The sequence below is a fragment of the Parasphingorhabdus sp. DH2-15 genome, from assembly GCF_051668705.1.
Lineage (GTDB): Bacteria > Pseudomonadota > Alphaproteobacteria > Sphingomonadales > Sphingomonadaceae > Alterisphingorhabdus.
The window spans coordinates 687713-704872 of sequence record NZ_CP196351.1; the positions used below are offsets into that span (position 1 = coordinate 687713).

Below are 17160 nucleotides of genomic sequence, written 5' to 3' on the forward strand. Positions count from 1 at the left end.
AGATGCCGCGCCTTAGATAATCCGCCAAAGCGGTAATGCGCCCCATATGGTTTTTAGCTCACCAATCTCTTCAATGCTCTGCGCAGCGCTGGTGAGCGTCAAAGCCATGGCACCAATATTATCTGTGGTAATTGCCCCAGAGCGCGAGGCCGATGCCAATGCTTCTGCGTGGCTCAGCAATTCCGTCGCGGGGTTTTCAACATCCATAATAGCGTGAAGCAAAGCGATCTGCTGTCCATCATCTGCGCTCCCCGCAATGTGTTTGGCAAGGCGATAGGCAGTCACAATATCATAATGGATGAACCAGCAGCCCTTTTTGTGAAGGTGCAATGTTACGCCAGCTTGCTTGGCGCGTTCCATGACCTGCTTCGTGCCGCGCCCAAGCCATATCAATGTGGCCAGAGATTGCACACTTTTCTGCTGACCAAAGCTGCCCTGTGTTGATGGCTGCCTCTGACCGTAAATAATGGCAAGCTCTTGGCCAACATCGCGCCAATATTGCAATTGCGGACGCAAATTTTCACCATGTCCGGCAAGGGTGACGGCTTTGGCCCGGCTTTGCAGATTATTGGCATTACGCAAGGCTCTGCCCATGGCGTAATGATCGGCAATCTCAACCGCCAATGCCGGCGGAGGGTCATCCAATCCCAAAATGGTGACCGTATCTGCTGCCTGTATGACCTGATCGAAACCCTCTTCCCATTGCGGGCCAAATGGGGCGACGGATAGCGCACGAAATTGCATCGTCGGATAGGGCAATATCACATGAAGTTCGGCGAGAGTCTTGGTCCGCGCCTTATGCTGCAAAAATGCTTTGGCAAACAAAAGGTCGGAGCCAGCAGCCAATGCACCATAGGCAAAACCGGGCTGCTCTTGCTGTAAGAACTCTTCAATAGCTTGCGATGCACTGAAATCAGACGGGTCTAGCCGGATCATTCCACTGAAATGAATGCTGGACGGTGGGCGATATTGGTCAAGCCATTCTGTGCTGCGGCCTTGCGCATTGAGGATGAGCGCGAATTGCCCAATGGTGGCGGCATGATCTTCCCAGGCATTGGGCAATTGCGCAATCGCATCGGCCAGCTCCGCCTGTGCTTCATTTTCACGGCCCAGCAACAACATTGCTTCGGCACGGGTCGCGCGGCGCCAATAGGCATTTTCGCCCTCGTTCGGATCGCTATCAATAAGTGCCAATACTTGCTTGGCCAGATTAGCAGCCTGTTCAGCATTGCCCCCCAACAGCGCCAGTGCTGCGGCATTGATAAGCGGGTAGCTATCGGTGCGTATCTCCGCTGCCTCTGCATAAGCCTGCGCTGCCTCACCATATAGGCGGACCTGTTCGGCGCGTTGCTCCGGCTGAGATGCAGCCTTGGCCTGATCTTTCAGCAACCGGCCTTTAAGCGTCAGCGCCTTGGGATCATCCAGAACCTTATCCCAACCCGCACCCACAAAAACAGCCCAAGCCCGCGCCGGAGAACCAGCACGGGCCAGAGACAGGATTTGGGGGAGGGTGGGAGTTTTTTCCATTAAGCCTCAATACTTTGATCGAAGAGCATAAACTCTTGGAGGCCCCCTTTGTCTTCACGTGATTCTATCATCGCGTTAATTGTCTCAGTCAAAAGATCAGGTGTAGTCGGCGGATTACGAACGTCAGGATCTATGGTGATAGGTAGCCAGCGTCCATCGCTTTGTTTTATCTCAATATTCAAACTATAAGCATGATAGCCTGGTTTGCTGCCTCCGGCTTGCTTTGCTCGAAACATAATAGCTTTTGACTCTTTGTATAAATCATCCCTTAGCCATTTCCGTGCTTTGACCCAGGTCTTGTCGTCATTATCTGTTTTGTAATGCAGGTCGCCATAATACCAGTGACGAGAGCTATCCTTGGTTGTAAACGCATCCAGTTTTCTAGACCAGCGCCACTCTATATTAGCGGGTGCGCGATTTAGATATATTTCTACGCGCATATACTTTGCCCATATGGCAAAATCTAGCGCATCGGTTACATAATCATTTTGATCTTCTTGGGCAGTTGTGCCGGTAACTTCTGTTTCGGTTTCGTATGTGATACCAATATCGCTATCCATATTGACAAAAAGTTTTATAGACTTCTCTTTTTTTTCGTTCCAATGTGATGGCCGATCAAGTTTAATCTGGCGCTGGTTGAAATATCTTCTCATAATCTTAACCCCTAATTTTGGTTGATCATCTTTTTATAACTTTTCCAGACGATATTTTTTTCGTCAGTCCCTTCTAAAATAGCTATTTTTTCTAGTGCTTCAGTCTCTAGGGTCGTCGCGTCAACGTCTGAGCGATTTGCGGCCAGCTTGATTTGGGGAATGAGAACACGCAGTTTCAATTCAATCGCATGGCGGTTCTCGGCTCCTGCGCGCGCAGCATATTGGTCAACTAGGTCGGATTGAATACGGCGCAATTTCCATGCTTTGTTTGTGCTGTGTTGCGCAACATAGACATCAGCTGACCAACCATAACGGTTGATCAAAGCCTCTAAAATAAGATTGTCAGAGGGCGCGATTTCATGCGCTTTTTTGACTGCATCTAATGCTGCGTTACAATGTTTTTCGGCTGCTTTGGCGGTACCATATTCTGTCAACTGCAATGTGCAAAGGTTACCATGTGCATACCCCACTTCTTGAAACCAACTAGGGTTGTCATTTTCTATAACAATCAATTTTTGCGCTAGGCTTTGATAGGACTGCCAGCGCACTGCTGTCTCGTCCCAGTTGTTTTGCAAATAGGCTATATAACCTACCCAATACTCGCTTTGCGCATGAGTGAAGATGCGGTCTGGATTTTCTGGTTCCCGTGCCAAAAGTGCTTCGGTGACGCGGTGTGCTTCGGTGAACTTTTCCAGTGCAAGCCTTAGGTTGCCGCGTTTTTCATCATCTTCACCCATGGCATGCAATATCCGTGCACGTCGCTCTAGGCTTTCTGCGGGCAGGTCGCTAAGATCACCACGTTCCTTATAATAGTCCATGGCTCGCTCATTGACGTCTGTCATCACATCCAACCGGCCAACGCCGCGCAGTTCGTTGCGCAGATCCGTCAGCATATATTCTACCAGGCCCTCTGCTTGAGCCTGTTGAAACTGTGCTGCGTTGCGCTGTTGAAGTGCGTATATCGTCATCCCAGTCATAGCTAGCAGTGCCACGCCGACAACCAGCGTGACGCTCATCACGCTGCGAAATTGTCTTTGTGCATCGCGCTGGATCAAGGCATCGAGTGGAACTTCCGCGATACCTGCCACCAGTTTTAACAACCCTAATCGCCAGCCATCGCCTTCTTTGCGCAAATCTGCTGCTAATGGCTCGCCAGCAAGGGTCAGCGCTTCGGGGAAAGCATCGGCTGGTTCGCCTTCAGCCAGAGCGGCCAATATTGGTCTATCAGGATGAAGTTCGCGAAACAGTTCAATCTCTTTTGCGACCCAAAGTGAATTTTTGGCATTGGGCGAGCATAAGACTATAAGGGCCTCAGACTGGGCAAGTGCTGACTTTACGGATTCCGATAGGTCGAGCGTCGCGGGCAGATCTTCACGATCCCTGAAAAGGCGCCCCAGACGGCCATCTTTCTGTCCGCCGCTTTGCATGCCACGCAGCAATTTGGGCAGCTTATAACTTTCCATTTTGCGGTGGAGTTTCTTGGCCAGTGCTGCATCAGCATGGCTATAGCTAACAAATGCGCGGAAATGTCCAGTGTCTTGATCTGGTGTAATATCTTGATCTGGTATTGCGCGACCGTCCAATTGTCCCTCCCCCAAGGCCCAATGGTTTTATGAATATAGCTGTTTACATGATGTTAGAAGCTATCGCAAATCTGTTGCATTGTCACGCGCCAGGTCGCCGGGGCGCAGCAAGCGACACATTGCGTCAGTCTGGTAAAGGCGCGCCGCGCAAGATGCGCTGTTCCTTGGTGGTTTTGGGTTGCAGACTAGTGGTCAAAATATCAATAGCCGCATCCACGCCAGCAATATTGCCACAGAGAAACAGGTCGATAGCGGCATAGTCACGCTCCGGCCATGTGTGGATAGAGATATGTGACTCCGCGAGCAGCAATAGGCCCGTCACCCCTTGCTCCAAACCGAAATGATGGAAATGCGCGCCAATAATATGCGCTCCTGCGGCACTGGCGGATTGGCGCATTACATCTTCTAGATACGCCGGATCATCGAGCCGCTTTACGCCATATATATCCAGCAGGACGTGCGTACCTTTGGCTTGAGGCGGGCCCTCGGCTTGAGGCGGGCCTTTGACTTGAGGCGGGAAAGGGGCCTGACTGTTGCTATCGGGGTTATCTGCCATCATAAACCCGCCATTCTTTGGCGAAGCTGGTCACCAATGCCTGATTGTCGAGGCGATTTACCGCAGTAGGCCGGCGCGCCATATCAGGCGGGAAAAGATACAAGTCTTTCTCAACCGCGCGGGTAAGAAAACGTGTATTGTCAGGCAGCCATTTTAGCGGTGGCAAGGGACCATGCGATGCCATGGTGAAACCCCATTCGCCAAAGCTGGGCACATAGGCATGATAGCCTGTCGTCTGAAGTCCCGCATTCTCCATGGTGTTCGATACCGTCCAATAGCTTTCTGGCGCCACCAAAGGAGAGGTGCTTTGCACAACCAATATGCCATTATCGGCCAATAATCGCGAAAGCTGACTATAGAATGCGCGGCTATATAATTTGCCGATAGCAAAATTGGTAGGGTCGGGAAAATCGACAATTATCAGATCAAAGATCTGCTCAGCCTTGCGTGCCCAGACAAACCCATCGGCATTGATGGCTGTGACCTGCGGCGCAGATAATGCGCCATTGTTTAGCCGCGCCAGTGCAGGGACGGTTTTGAAAAGGTCGGTTATACCTGCGTCCAAATCGACCAATGTGATGGTCTTAACATTAGGATGTTTCAGCACTTCGCGTGCGGCCAAGCCATCGCCGCCGCCCATGATCAGAACATTTTCCGGACGGCTTACTCGGCCAAGAGCAGGCAGCACCAATGCCTCATGATAGCGATATTCATCGCGTGAAGAAAATTGCAGATTGCCGTTAAGGTGCAGGCGAATATCATTTTTGCGGCGGGTAAGAACAATCCGCTGATATTCGGTCGATTTGGAATAAATAACGGGGTCTTCATAGGCTGCACTTTCCGACCAGCTTTGTAGATAGTCGGACATGAGCAGACCTGTCAGCAAGAGTGTAGCGACAATGCTGGCGGCTATTTTTTCTGCCACCAGATTATGACTGGAACGCAATTGCCAGATAAGCAACAAGGCGATGATGATATTGGTGAGCCCGACGGCAAAGCCTGAACGGACCAGCCCCAATTGCGGCACCAATATGAGCGGAAAGATCAACGATGCGGCCAGTGCGCCAACATAATCATAAGTCAACACCGTGGATACCAGTTCACGAAAGGCAAAACGCCCACGCAAAATGCGGATCAAAAGCGGAATCTCCAACCCGACGAAAAAGCCGATACAAAATACCAATGCATAAAGAATAGGCCTAAAGCTATCAACAATCGGGAAAAGCATGAACAGCAATGCCGCCGTGCACCCACCAATAAGTGCAATCAATATTTCAACGCGGATAAACACCTCTAACGCGCGTTGCTTGACATAGCGCGAGCACCAGCTGCCCACGCCCATGGCGAACAAATAGGTGCCGATGACTGTTGAAAATTGGGTAACGCTGTCGCCCAGCAAATAGCTGGCTATGGTGCCAGCCAGCAATTCATAAACCAGCCCACAAGTCGCGACGACAAAGACTGACGCCAGCATGATAATCGCAAAGCCAGCAGGTTGCTTTGCTTCTGCTTCATCAGACATGGAATCGTAAGCGGGTTCTGAAATGATGTTTAGCCGTGAATGGCCGCGCCGATAATGATCGACAAGCCAATCGCCACACAGCCAGCCAGAAAGGCGAGGGCCATGTTTTTCTTCTCAATAATTTCCAGCCATAAACGCTGAGGTGTCAGAATATCAACCAGGACGAAGCTGATGATGAAGATCAATATGCCAATTCCGGCATAAACGCCTGTTGCTAAGATGGTATCAGTGTTTAACATGTTATTCCCCTTATTTCATGGCCGAACGAGCGCTAGGTTATTTGTGCGCTGGACCAGATCTGTACCCGCCAATAAAGACACCATTTGTGCTGACTCTCTGGCCGTCTCCAAAGGGAGAATAGCCATAAGCCGCTGACCAGCCATATAGCCCCAGTATAGCGACTGACCATATGATATATATCAGAAGTTTAGTCATTAACGCGCTCCCTAAAGGTTAGTATCAATCGTCATCGGCGGCATCACTTTCGCTGTGTCGATGATTTACAAATGATATATGCCTGAATAGCAGAAATAGCACAGGCGTGAACAGCAACAGCAGGAACAGCAGATAATTTGAAAGGAATATTCCGCCAGCATAGGCCGTTAAAGTGACGTTATAAGCTGGTCCTGAAACCCCTACACCGGTCGCTGGAGTCGCTTCTACCTCAAGATTATAAGAGCCGGCTGGTACGCTGGAAAACTTCAATGTCGCGTCGTTCTTTTCTTCGGACCAATCGCCATCGGCATCTCGGCCATTATACCGCTCCAAAGCTGTTGCTGCAGCGATTTGATCGCCTGTATTGCGTTCAACCAGTCGAAAATCAAAATCTACATAGCTATTGCGTGCAACCTTGCCTGCCGTTTCGACAGTAACAATGCCTTCTCGACCCGGCACGTCAATGGGCCCAAGCGTCCATTCCTGTGAAGGTTTGTTATAATCAACGCTGATATCTATTGATTTTCTCTGCCCCGGCAGACCGGAAAATGTCGCCAATGCCAAGCCAATGGCCGCAAAAACAAACGCGATAATCGAAAAATTGATGAGGTCTTTGGGATAAGGTGAAGGCTGGTGCGGCAAAGGTGCTGCGCCGGTGCGTGGCCATTCGGGATTATTGGGAGTTCCGAAGGCCCGATGCATCTCAGCAAAAGGTACCCATTCCCCCAACGTCCAACTGATCTCATCTCCATTTGTTTCTTCAGACAGCATTTTGTTGACGCCGATATAGTCGGTCGCGACTGCTGTATCGCCCTTATGCGCGCGCCAGTAAAATTCACCCAAAACATAGTCTGTAGTGATCATCATATTGGCGTTAAATGTTATATATCTTTTGCCATCAAATTCGAAATAAGGCTTATCTGCACCATTGGGCAGCTTCATCAATGGTGTGCCAAAGCTCCACCCTGCATTGGTGCGTGTTAGCCAGCGATAGCCATGATAAGGGTTGAACAAGAGATATTCAGCCCATCCGCTCCAATTGTCGCTGCGTTCCAGATAACCAATAGCTGCCCATTCAACGCCGCGCAGTGTTCCGCGTGTGCCAAGCGGTATTTCAAGATTGGCTGCGGCTTCCTGATGACGGGCAATCAGTTTGATCTCAGGATCAACGGCATCCAACTCACTGCCGCAATATTGGCAGACTATATTGGTGGTGAAGCCCGCGGCCATGATCTCCAGTGATCCGCCGCATGCAGGGCAGTCCAATGCCCGAACTGATGGTACATGGTGCTCGGCTGTCGCTGTATCGCTCATCGCCCGCCTGCCTGTTTTTTATCCGCTAATGCTGTAAAGTCAGGCTTGGCCCAACCATCCAGACCACGAAGATTTTTTGGGTCAAGCTCGCTTAATTGCGCGTAATAGCCTTCATAGAAATAGCCGCCATCATCCTCCATCTGATAAGTGAGGCTACCACCGGAAGCGTTGCGAAAATCAATGCTCTGAATGGTGTATCCAGTAGAGACAGGTTCATCCAGCGCACCTTCGCTGGAGACGCAGCGCACGGTTTTAATGTCTGACAGATAATATGTTGTGTCATTGAACATAAAGGCATGGCCCAATGCGCTTCTGCCATGTTCCAGCATGGCGCGGCATGCTGCATCCTGTGCCTGTCTCGCTCTCTGACCCTGCATTACCATGTACATGCCCGATTCTTCGGCGATCCAGCGAATCGTTCCGTCGGGCAGGTATAATAACCACTCATTCCAGGAACCCTGATCCCAGCCCCAGCGCACTCTGCCGACCAGATTGCCGCGCGCGTGACGGCCATTGCCAAGGGCTATGTTTAATGTCGTGCCGATCTGAAAGATGCTGACATCAAATGGCAAAGTAGCGCATTGACCAACAGCCTGTATTGCCGCGCCCTCCAGCCGCAGCAAAGTGCGGCATGACCCGCAAACCTGCATCGACAGACCGGTATAGGGAAATTGAACCGGAGCGCCGCAATTGGGACAGTGCAAATCCATGAGGAAATCTTACCCTATACGGCTTAGCAACTCAGTCTTCTTTGCAGCAAACTCTTCTTCGCTAATCACCCCTGCGGTCATTAACTTGTGCAGTTTTTCAAGCGTTACCATAGGGTCTTCTGCAGGTTGTGTCGGAGCGGCAGGTGCTGCTGGTGCTTGTGGCGCGATGCTGGATGCCATGGTCTGACCAATGGCCATGCCCGCTGCGGCTCCTGCGCCGATCCCAGCCATACCGCCAGATTGCTCTGCCGCAGTTTCCATCGCTTCGGCTGCCTGAAATTTCGCATATTTGTCCAGATCACCCAAAACATTCATAGAGCTCTTCTTGTCGAGAATTTCCTGAACATTATCTGGCAAAGACAGGCTTTCAACAAACAGCTTCGTTGTGTCTAGGCCCCATTGCTCCAAAGCGGAGTCGACGGCTTTTTCCAATGTTTCTGACAACAATACCTGGTTGGCGGCAAGGTCGAGAAATGGAATCTGGCCCGAGCCCAAGGTGGCGGCAAGGCAGGTGCTGATGGTGGAGCGCAATTGCGATTCCAGATCGCTGATCCACATTTCGCTGGTCGTGCCCATTAAATTGCCGAAAAATTTGGTCACATCATTGATGCGCACCGAATATGTGCCAAAGGCCCGAATGCGCAATGCGCCAAATTCCGGGTCACGCACAGTAATGGGTTGCGCCGTTCCCCATTTCAAACCTGTCTGTTCGCGGAAAGAAAAGAAGATAACATCAGACTTAAAGGGTGATTTGAAGGCCTTATCCCAATTTTTCAAATTGGTCAGGATCGGCATATTCTCTGTGTTTAATGTATGCAGGCCAGCAGGGTACATATCGGCCAGCTTGCCCTCATCCAGAAAAGCAGCGCCTTGCCCCTCACGGACAGTTAATTGTGCGCCGTTCTGGATTTCATTATCTTCCATCGGCACGCGCCATGCCAATTGGCCCGGCTCTTCCTGCCATTCGATAACATCAATAAACTGTTTTGAGAAAAAACCCATTTGCCGCTGCTCCCTAATTTGTGGCTATGCTACATCATATCTATGACGAAACAAATATCTATATGGTAAAGATTAGCGGGTTGTGCGCAGTTATCACAAGTCAATTTTGGCGAGCGTAGCCCTTTGTTCGGCAAAATGCGCCATTGATCGGTAATATCTGGACGCAGCGCTTAGCATTCGCCACAAAGCGGATAGATGGCGATTATCAACTGCGCTGCTGTCACCGCCTATAAGCAAGGAATGTTTTCTGACCGACGAACCGCCAGATAAGAATGATAAGGGCCATAATCCTGTGCAGGACAAATATGCAAAGGATGGTCGGCCTGTACCTTTTGGCCGCTTATCGCGCTTTGCCCGTTTTGGCGGCATGGCAGCAGGGGTGGCCGGGGGCATGTTTTTTGATGGCGTACAGCAGCTTGCAACCGGTAAACGCCCATCACTGAATGATCTGCTGATGACACCGGCCAATATGTTGAAGGTCACTAATCAGCTAGCCAATATGCGCGGCGCAGCGATGAAACTAGGCCAGATGCTGTCCATGGACACAGGCGATTTTTTGCCGCGCGAACTGTCCGATATCTTGGGGCAATTGCGCTCTGATGCGCAGCATATGCCCAGCCGTCAATTGGAAGCTCAACTGGAAAAAGGATGGGGTGCTGACTGGCGAAGCAATTTTGCCGAATTTGGTGATAAACCTATTGCTGCTGCCTCTATTGGTCAGGTCCACCGTGCCACCACTATTGCTGGCGATGATCTAGCGATCAAGGTGCAATATCCGGGCGTGCGCGGCAGTGTCGATAGTGATGTGAACAATGTTGCATCATTGTTGCGTGTGACCAATTTGGTGCCGCAGGAGCTGGACATCAAACCATTGCTACAAGAGGCAAAGCGCCAATTGCATGAAGAGGCAGATTATCAGCGTGAGGCCGGATATCTTGCGCGTTTTGGTGACTTGTTGGCAGGTGATCCTGATTATCAGGTTCCTAGGCTTTACGCTGCGCTGACCACAGACAGCATATTGGCGATGAGTTATATTGAAAGCGTCCCTATTGAGCAGGTGGAGCGGGCGTCACAGAAAGTGCGTGACCGGTTGGCGACATTATTGCTGGAATTGCTCATGCGGGAATTGTTTGAATTCCGTCTGATGCAAACCGACCCCAATTTTGCCAATTATCGTTTTAATGCAGTTGATGATCGCCTTGTGCTGCTCGATTTTGGCGCGACGCAGGAAATTCGCGAACAAACGATGGAAGATTATCGCACTATCATGCGTGCTGTATTGACCGGTGATGAGGCCGCAGGCGTGCAAGCTGCAACCGATATCGGCTTTATCGCCAGCGACATGAAGCCAAAGCATCAAAAGGCGATCATGGAAATGACCAAAGTTGCGATGGAGCCTTTGCAATATGATGAACCCTTTGACTTCAGTAATACTCAGATAACACAGCGCCTCAGTGATATGGGTATGGAATTGGCAACAGAGCGCGAGCTATGGCATTTGCCGCCGGTCGATACTCTGTTCATCCAGCGCAAGTTTAGCGGAGTTTATCTGCTGGCCAGTCGGTTGAAAGCCAAGGTCAATGTTCGCGCAATAATCGCGAAATATGTTGTATGATCGGCTATGCAATGGTTTGATATTGCTGCACATATGAATGACTATATCGGGGAATGACATGACACAATATCGACAATCTTCGCGGCTGCTGCTCCAGTCAAAATGGATGATACTGCCGCTTTTGGCAGGGCTTGCCGCTTGCGAACCAGTCGCTTTGCCGGATGATGCGGCTAATGCAACGCCTATTGCCATACCCGATGCCCGCGCAGATGTTTTGACAGATCGTTTTGCAGGCTTCGCATTGGCCTGTGTGCATAAGCAATATCCTAATAAGATCAGCCATGTGCTTAACGGGTCAGACGATGTCGCTGCTCCGCGTGATTTGTATCCAGCCTTTTATGGCTGTTTTGATTGGCATAGCTCAGTGCATGGCCATTGGTTGCTGACACGGATACTCAAAACCGACCCTGACACCCCAATGCGTGATGATATTTTGGCATCATTGGATCGCAGTTTTACCAAAGACAATCTGGCCGGTGAACTTGCTTATTATCAAGGGGAAGATCGCGGCAGTTTTGAGCGACCTTATGGCATTGCTTGGTATCTGCAATTGGTGGCTGAATTGCATGAAAGCGATGATGAAAAACTAACCGAATATCGCCAGATTTTAGCACCGTTAGAGGATGCTATTGTCGCGGAGACTTTGCAATGGCTGCCCAAATTGGCGTACCCGATCAGACTGGGCACACATAATCAAAGCGCTTTTGCCTTTGGTCTGATGCTGGATTATGCGCGCACGGTCGGTAATGCAGAGCTAGAGCAAGCATTGGTTGCCAAATCGTTGGAGTTTCATGCCAGTGATCGCAATTGCCCATTGGCATATGAACCTTCGGGAGAAGATTTCCTCTCGCCTTGCCTGATGGAGGCGGATCTGATGCGCCGCGTGATGCCAACTGGTGAATTTTCTGATTGGTTGCGCGGCTTTTTGCCGGTCATTCCCACTGATGGCAGCGGCGACTGGCTAACCCCCGGTGTGGTGCGCGATGCCAGTGATGGCAAGCTGGTGCATCTTGACGGTGTCAATCTTTCACGCGCTTGGGCGTTGGAGGGCATTGCTTCTGTCTTGCCAGAGGGCGATCAACGTATTGCGGCGCTCTTAGCAGCAGCAAAACTGCATAAAGAAACCGGCATTGCCGCAGTGAGTGACGAGCATTATTCGGGCAGCCACTGGCTCGCCAGCTTTGCCACCTATTTGGAAACACAGCGCGGTATTACAGCACAATAGCCGCCAATAAAAAAGGGCGACCATATCGCTATGGCCGCCCCTTTTGGTGATAGATATTGCACGCTTACCAGATGCGGATACGCTTTTCTGGCGGCAGATATAATTTGTGCTCTGGACCAATGTTAAAGGCCTCATACCATTCATCAAAGTTACGCACGATGCCGTTTACACGGTAATCAGCAGGTGAGTGCGGATCAGTGGTTAATTGCTGACGCAGTGCTTTTTCACGCTGCTTGTTACGCCATACTTGTGCCCACGCCATAAAGAAACGTTGATCACCGGTTAAACCATCGATCACTGGTGCTTCTTGGCCATTGAGTGAGATTTTATAGGCGCGATACGCCATGGACAGGCCGCCCAGATCACCAATATTTTCACCCAATGTCAGGCGTCCATTAACGCATGTTTCGCCATTATCCAACGGACACAATGCATTATATTGATCGACCAGCGCTGTTGTGAGTCCCTGAAAATTGTTCAGGTCATTTTCGGTCCACCAGTTGCGTAATACGCCGTCGCCATCAGACTTTGAACCTTGATCGTCAAAACCATGACCAATCTCGTGACCAATAACGCCGCCAATTGCGCCGTAATTAACCGCTGGGTCAGCAGACAGGTTGAAAAATGGCGGTTGCAAAATTGCGGCTGGGAAGACGATTTCATTCAAGCTGGGTGAATAATATGCATTTACCGTTTGCGGCAAAATACCCCATTCGGTCCGGTCAATCGGCTGACCCAATTTGGCAAGGTTGTCCTTAAATGCCCATTCGCCAGCGGCCAGTGAATTTGCATAAGCACTATCTTGAGTAACCTTTAGACTGTCATAGGTTTCAAATTTTTCTGTAAAGCCGATTTTTGGCGTAAACTTGTCCAGCTTCTTACGTGCTTCAATCTTGGTTGTATCGCTCATCCACTGAATGTCATCCAGATTGGCAGACATGGCTTTGCGCAAATTGATGACCAATTCGTCCATTGCTGCTTTGTTTTCAGCAGGGAAGAAGCGCGATGCATAAACTTTACCAACGCCTTCGCCAAGTGCGCCTTCAACCGCACCAACGCCGCGTTTCCAGCGTTCACGTTGCTTTTCCTGTCCACGCAGGGTTTTGCCATAAAAGTTAAAGCTCGCCTCATCAATGTCGCTAGGCAGTACGGATGCAGAACCAGATAGCAAGCGCACAGCCAAATAGGCCTGCCAATTGGCCAAAGGAGCCTCATTGGCCACTTTGAAAATACCTGGCACACCATCACCCAGTTTTGCAAGCTGTTCGGCGGTTAGTCCATTATCTGCAATTTCTTCTGCCGTTGGCTTTAATTGACGAACAACAAATTCGTCTTGCTTATCGAGGCCAATTTCACTCAAGAAGTTGGTCACAGGAAAGTCACCAGCCATAGCCAGCATCTCAGCACGGTTGACTTTATTATAGGTCAGGTTGCGGTTGCGGCTAAGGGCGCGGTCCCAATGCTGCTCAGCAATTTGACGCTCCAATTGATACACCGCGGTTGCGGCCGTATCTGGATCAGGATAGCCGGCCTTGCCAAGCAGGAATGACAGATACTTCTTATATTCTGCCCGTATCGCCAGGTTGGTCTCTGTGTCGTCTAAATAGTAGCTCTTGTCCGGCAAACCCAGACCGCCAACGCCGACATAAAATGTATATTGCTCTGTATTTTTGGAATCAACGCCAACAAAGCCGCCAAAAGGTGATGAGATGCCAACGGTGCCAAATGCTTTGGCCAGATCAGCGCGATCTTTGATAGAAAAAATTTGTGTTAATTGTGGTTGAAGCGGCGTTAGGCCCGCGGCATTGATTGCATCAACATCCATATATGCATTGAAATAAGCGGCAATTTTGCCTTCTAGCGAACCGGGTTCAGGTTGTTTCGCAGCCAATTCTTCAATAATTGCACGTACACGCTGTTCAGATTTTTCTGCCAGCAACGTAAATCCACCATAGCGGGACCGGTCGTCAGGAATTTCAAATTCATCTAACCATTTGCCATTAACATAAGCAAAGAAATCATCGCCTGGGTGTACGCTATCTTTAATATAATTGGTGTTAATACCCCATTCACCCCAATAATCTTCAGCGGTGGTTTTTACGCCTTCCTCAGTAGCATTTTCATCGGATACTTTGGACGGGTTGGCGTGCGCCGTCCCAGCCGAGATGAGGGCAATTATTGAAGCTGCGCCGAGCAACCCCTTGCTCGCTAACTTATTGTTGAATATCTTGTGCATGCCCAAAAATCTCCTGTTAATTTGTGTAGCCATAACAATCTCGTTACACATATAGGTACAATGTGGACAAGACCAAAATAAGTTCGGCCAAATGGCGACCTTGTTCGATAATTAGCGTCTCGAAAGCGTAACGATCTAATGAGTTTTGCCTCATCAGATTTCACATTATCTATGATCATGACAATATTCACCTAGCGGCAGGAGAGCCTAAATTTTCATAAGTATCATATTTCTGATCTTTGGTTTGTTGCTGCTTGTTGCAGGTGGGGAATTGCTGGTTCGTGGTGCGGTTGATCTTGCATCGCGGCTAGGCGTGAGTCCGCTGGTTGTCAGTATCGTCATTGTCGGGTTCGGGACGTCTGCGCCAGAATTGGCGGCGAGTATTGAGGCGACCCGCATTGGCGCTGCCGGGATAGCTTGGGGCAATGTTGTTGGCTCCAATATGGCGAATAGCCTGTTGATATTGGGCGCAACTGCGATACTGGCTCCATTGGCAGTTGAGCGCGGACCATTATGGCGCGATGGCGGCGTAACCTTGCTGGCGACGCTATTGCTATGTGTATTTGCAGCAGATGCATTTGTCGGACCTTTGCCGGGTACGGCCATGCTGGTGCTATTGTTCAGCTATTTGGGATATGCGGTTTATCAGGAACGCTCGGGCGGCGGGGTTACCGCAGCCAGTGACGTAACATTGGCGCATGATGGCGCAGTGAATGAGAGCGAAGCAGGCCATTGGCTGGTAGAAAAGATTGAAAATACCGTTGCGCGCAACCCATTTGTTTTTGCATCATTGCTGTTGCTGGGCGGGTTGCTGATGATTTTGACTGGCGGCAATGTGGTGGTAACCCATGCCATCATTATCGCATCAGAATTTGGCATGGGCGAAGCGTTGATTGGCGTAACCATTGTGGCATTGGGGACATCAGCACCCGAATTGGTCACATCGCTCATCGCTGCTCGCAAGGGGCAGGGTGAAATTGCTATTGGCAATGTTCTGGGTTCAAATATCTACAATATACTCGGCATAGGCGGCATTGTGGCGATATTGGCCCCTGGCGGATTTCCTGTAAGTCTGGTCTTCCCGGATTTGCCGATATTGCTGCTATCAGCATTGTTGATGCTGCTTTGCGCGGCAACCCATTATCGCATCGGGCGATCAGAGGGCGTGGTTCTGTTTCTCTGCTATATAAGTTATATTGGCTGGAAGGCTCTAACCATTATGGGCCAGTAAAGCCTTAGCAGGCTGATATTTCTGCGATGATGCAATGTCTGGCGTGACACATGCTGCGGATCGCCCTATATCAAAATACGATACTATAAGTTTTGTAAAGGGTGGTTATTATGCGTCCATGGATACGCAATTCGCTGATTTTCATTGTTCTGGTGGCAGTGATTATAGTGGGCGCGCTATATTTTCTGCTGCGTGGTCAAACCAGTGTGTATAGTTTGGAAGAATTAAGCGGACCTTATCCCGTTATTTCTGATCCGCGTCCGGAAAATTTTCCGACCATCAATGTAGCCGATGTTGTCGGTTGGGCAGATGATGACATGCCCACAGCTGCAAATGGGTTGGTGGTCTCCCGCTTTGCAGAAGGATTGGATCACCCCCGATCATTATACCGCTTGCCCAATGGTGATATATTGGTGGCGGAAACCAATAGCCCACCACGCGAGAATAGCGGAATTGAAGGTTGGGTTTTCAAAAACCTGATCGCCAAAGCAGGGGCAGGTTCCGCTTCTGCAAACCGTATCAGCCTTTTGCGAGATACAGATGGTGACGGCGCAGTTGATCAGAAGACAGTTTTCCTTAAAGGGCTCAACTCGCCGTTCGGCATGGCTTTGGTAGAAGACACATTCTACGTCGCCAATACTGATGCAGTGCTGGCTTTTGCTTATAAAGAGGGCGCAACCTCTATTGTTGGTGAGGGCAAAAAAGTTGCGGAGCTTAATGACTCTGCACCCAATAATCACTGGACACGCAATCTGGTTGCATCACCTGATGGTACAAGTCTCTTCGTCGCTGTTGGTTCCAATAGCAATATTGGTGAAAATGGCATGGACAGCGAGGAGCGCCGCGCCGCCATTATTGAGATTAAGCTGGATGAAGATAATAAGACGCGAGTGTTCGCTTCTGGTCTCCGTAACCCTGTTGGTATGGATTTCCACCCCGTAACCGGTGAGCTTTGGACAGTGGTAAATGAACGCGATATGCTGGGCCCTGATTTGGTGCCGGATTATCTGACCGGAGTTCAACTTGGCACGCAATTTGGCTGGCCGCATTATTATTGGGGTGGATATGAGGATAAGCGCGTTAATCCTCCACCACGCCGCGACGAAAGTCGATATGTGCGTCGACCAAATTATGCTCTTGGCGCGCATACTGCGCCTCTGGGACTGGTGTTTACGCGTGAAGGTGAGAGCGCTTTTTGTAAGGCTTTTGCCAATGGTGCATTTGTTGCACGGCATGGATCATGGAATCGCAAACCGGCATCTGGCTATGATGTTGTCTTCATCCCTTATGCAGAGGATGGCGAGCCTATTGCGCGGCCTAATGAAGAGAAGGTCAACGATAAAGCTGGCCTGCCAGTGAATGTGCTGACCGGCTTTTTGGCTGATAATGGTGATGCAAAAGGGCGGCCTACTATGGTGGGTTTTGATAGTCAGGGCGCGCTGCTGGTTACCGATGATGTCGCGGGCATTATCTGGAGGGTAACGCCTGCCGCTGGATCATGCGCATCATCAACCACTGCCCCTGATAATGCAGCAGAGGGAGAGTCCTGAT

General features: G+C 50.1%; 14 protein-coding genes. 4 read left to right on the plus strand and 10 right to left on the minus strand.

The window, feature by feature from the left end; genetic code table 11:
* Positions 1 to 12 precede the first annotated feature (12 nt).
* From ACR9YC_RS03275 to ACR9YC_RS03315, 9 genes are all read right to left on the minus strand, one after another.
* A complete protein-coding gene (locus ACR9YC_RS03275) occupies positions 13 to 1527 on the minus strand; it encodes a tetratricopeptide repeat-containing protein (RefSeq protein WP_438729788.1) in 1515 nt (504 codons plus the stop codon).
* The gene (locus ACR9YC_RS03280) at positions 1527 to 2180 is read right to left on the minus strand and encodes a nucleotide synthetase (RefSeq protein WP_438729790.1); all 654 of its coding nucleotides are present in this window, start codon (positions 2178 to 2180) and stop codon (positions 1527 to 1529) included. The genes ACR9YC_RS03275 and ACR9YC_RS03280 overlap by 1 nt, the downstream gene beginning before the upstream one ends.
* Positions 2181 to 2191: 11 nt before the next feature.
* Complete coding sequence (locus ACR9YC_RS03285) at positions 2192 to 3763, minus strand: toll/interleukin-1 receptor domain-containing protein (protein WP_438729792.1); 1572 nt, start codon at positions 3761 to 3763, stop codon at positions 2192 to 2194.
* A gap of 124 nt (positions 3764 to 3887) precedes the next feature.
* On the minus strand, positions 3888 to 4322 hold the full coding sequence (gene speD / locus ACR9YC_RS03290) for an adenosylmethionine decarboxylase (RefSeq protein ID WP_438729795.1): 435 nt from the start codon (positions 4320 to 4322) through the stop codon (positions 3888 to 3890).
* Positions 4309 to 5841, minus strand: coding sequence for a polyamine aminopropyltransferase (locus ACR9YC_RS03295; RefSeq protein WP_438729798.1), 1533 nt, complete (start codon positions 5839 to 5841; stop codon positions 4309 to 4311). Before ACR9YC_RS03295 ends, speD begins: the two co-directional genes overlap by 14 nt.
* A 29-nt stretch (positions 5842 to 5870) precedes the next feature.
* Entirely contained in the window at positions 5871 to 6080 is a 210-nt protein-coding gene (locus ACR9YC_RS03300; RefSeq protein WP_438729800.1) for a DUF350 domain-containing protein, read from the minus strand.
* Positions 6081 to 6300: 220 nt separating this feature from the next.
* Positions 6301 to 7590, minus strand: a complete 1290-nt coding sequence (locus ACR9YC_RS03305) for a DUF4178 domain-containing protein (protein WP_438729803.1) — start codon at positions 7588 to 7590, stop codon at positions 6301 to 6303.
* Positions 7587 to 8300 (minus strand): DUF4178 domain-containing protein, encoded by a 714-nt coding sequence (locus ACR9YC_RS03310; RefSeq protein WP_438729805.1) that lies wholly within the window; start codon positions 8298 to 8300, stop codon positions 7587 to 7589. Before ACR9YC_RS03310 ends, ACR9YC_RS03305 begins: the two co-directional genes overlap by 4 nt.
* 9 nt (positions 8301 to 8309) lie before the next feature.
* Positions 8310 to 9302, minus strand: coding sequence for an SPFH domain-containing protein (locus ACR9YC_RS03315; RefSeq protein WP_438729808.1), 993 nt, complete (start codon positions 9300 to 9302; stop codon positions 8310 to 8312).
* A gap of 292 nt (positions 9303 to 9594) precedes the next feature.
* On the opposite strand from ACR9YC_RS03315, the gene ACR9YC_RS03320 reads away from it, so the two are divergent.
* On the plus strand, positions 9595 to 10917 hold the full coding sequence (locus tag ACR9YC_RS03320; RefSeq protein ID WP_438729811.1) for an ABC1 kinase family protein: 1323 nt from the start codon (positions 9595 to 9597) through the stop codon (positions 10915 to 10917).
* 58 nt (positions 10918 to 10975) lie between these two features.
* Positions 10976 to 12142: a DUF2891 domain-containing protein gene (locus tag ACR9YC_RS03325; protein ID WP_438729814.1), complete on the plus strand. Its 1167-nt coding sequence runs from the start codon at positions 10976 to 10978 to the stop codon at positions 12140 to 12142.
* A 64-nt stretch (positions 12143 to 12206) separates the two neighbouring features.
* Here the strand turns inward: ACR9YC_RS03325 and ACR9YC_RS03330 are convergent, their stop codons facing one another.
* Entirely contained in the window at positions 12207 to 14378 is a 2172-nt protein-coding gene (locus ACR9YC_RS03330; protein ID WP_438729817.1) for a M13 family metallopeptidase, read from the minus strand.
* 244 nt (positions 14379 to 14622) lie between these two features.
* Between ACR9YC_RS03330 and ACR9YC_RS03335 the strand changes: the two genes are divergently transcribed.
* Together ACR9YC_RS03335 and ACR9YC_RS03340 are read left to right on the plus strand one after the other, a co-directional pair.
* A complete protein-coding gene (locus tag ACR9YC_RS03335) occupies positions 14623 to 15609 on the plus strand; it encodes a calcium/sodium antiporter (RefSeq protein ID WP_438729820.1) in 987 nt (328 codons plus the stop codon).
* A 110-nt stretch (positions 15610 to 15719) separates the two neighbouring features.
* Positions 15720 to 17159 carry a PQQ-dependent sugar dehydrogenase gene (locus ACR9YC_RS03340; protein ID WP_438729823.1) on the plus strand — a complete coding sequence of 480 codons (1440 nt, stop codon included), beginning with the start codon at positions 15720 to 15722 and terminating at the stop codon, positions 17157 to 17159.
* Position 17160 lies beyond the last annotated feature (1 nt).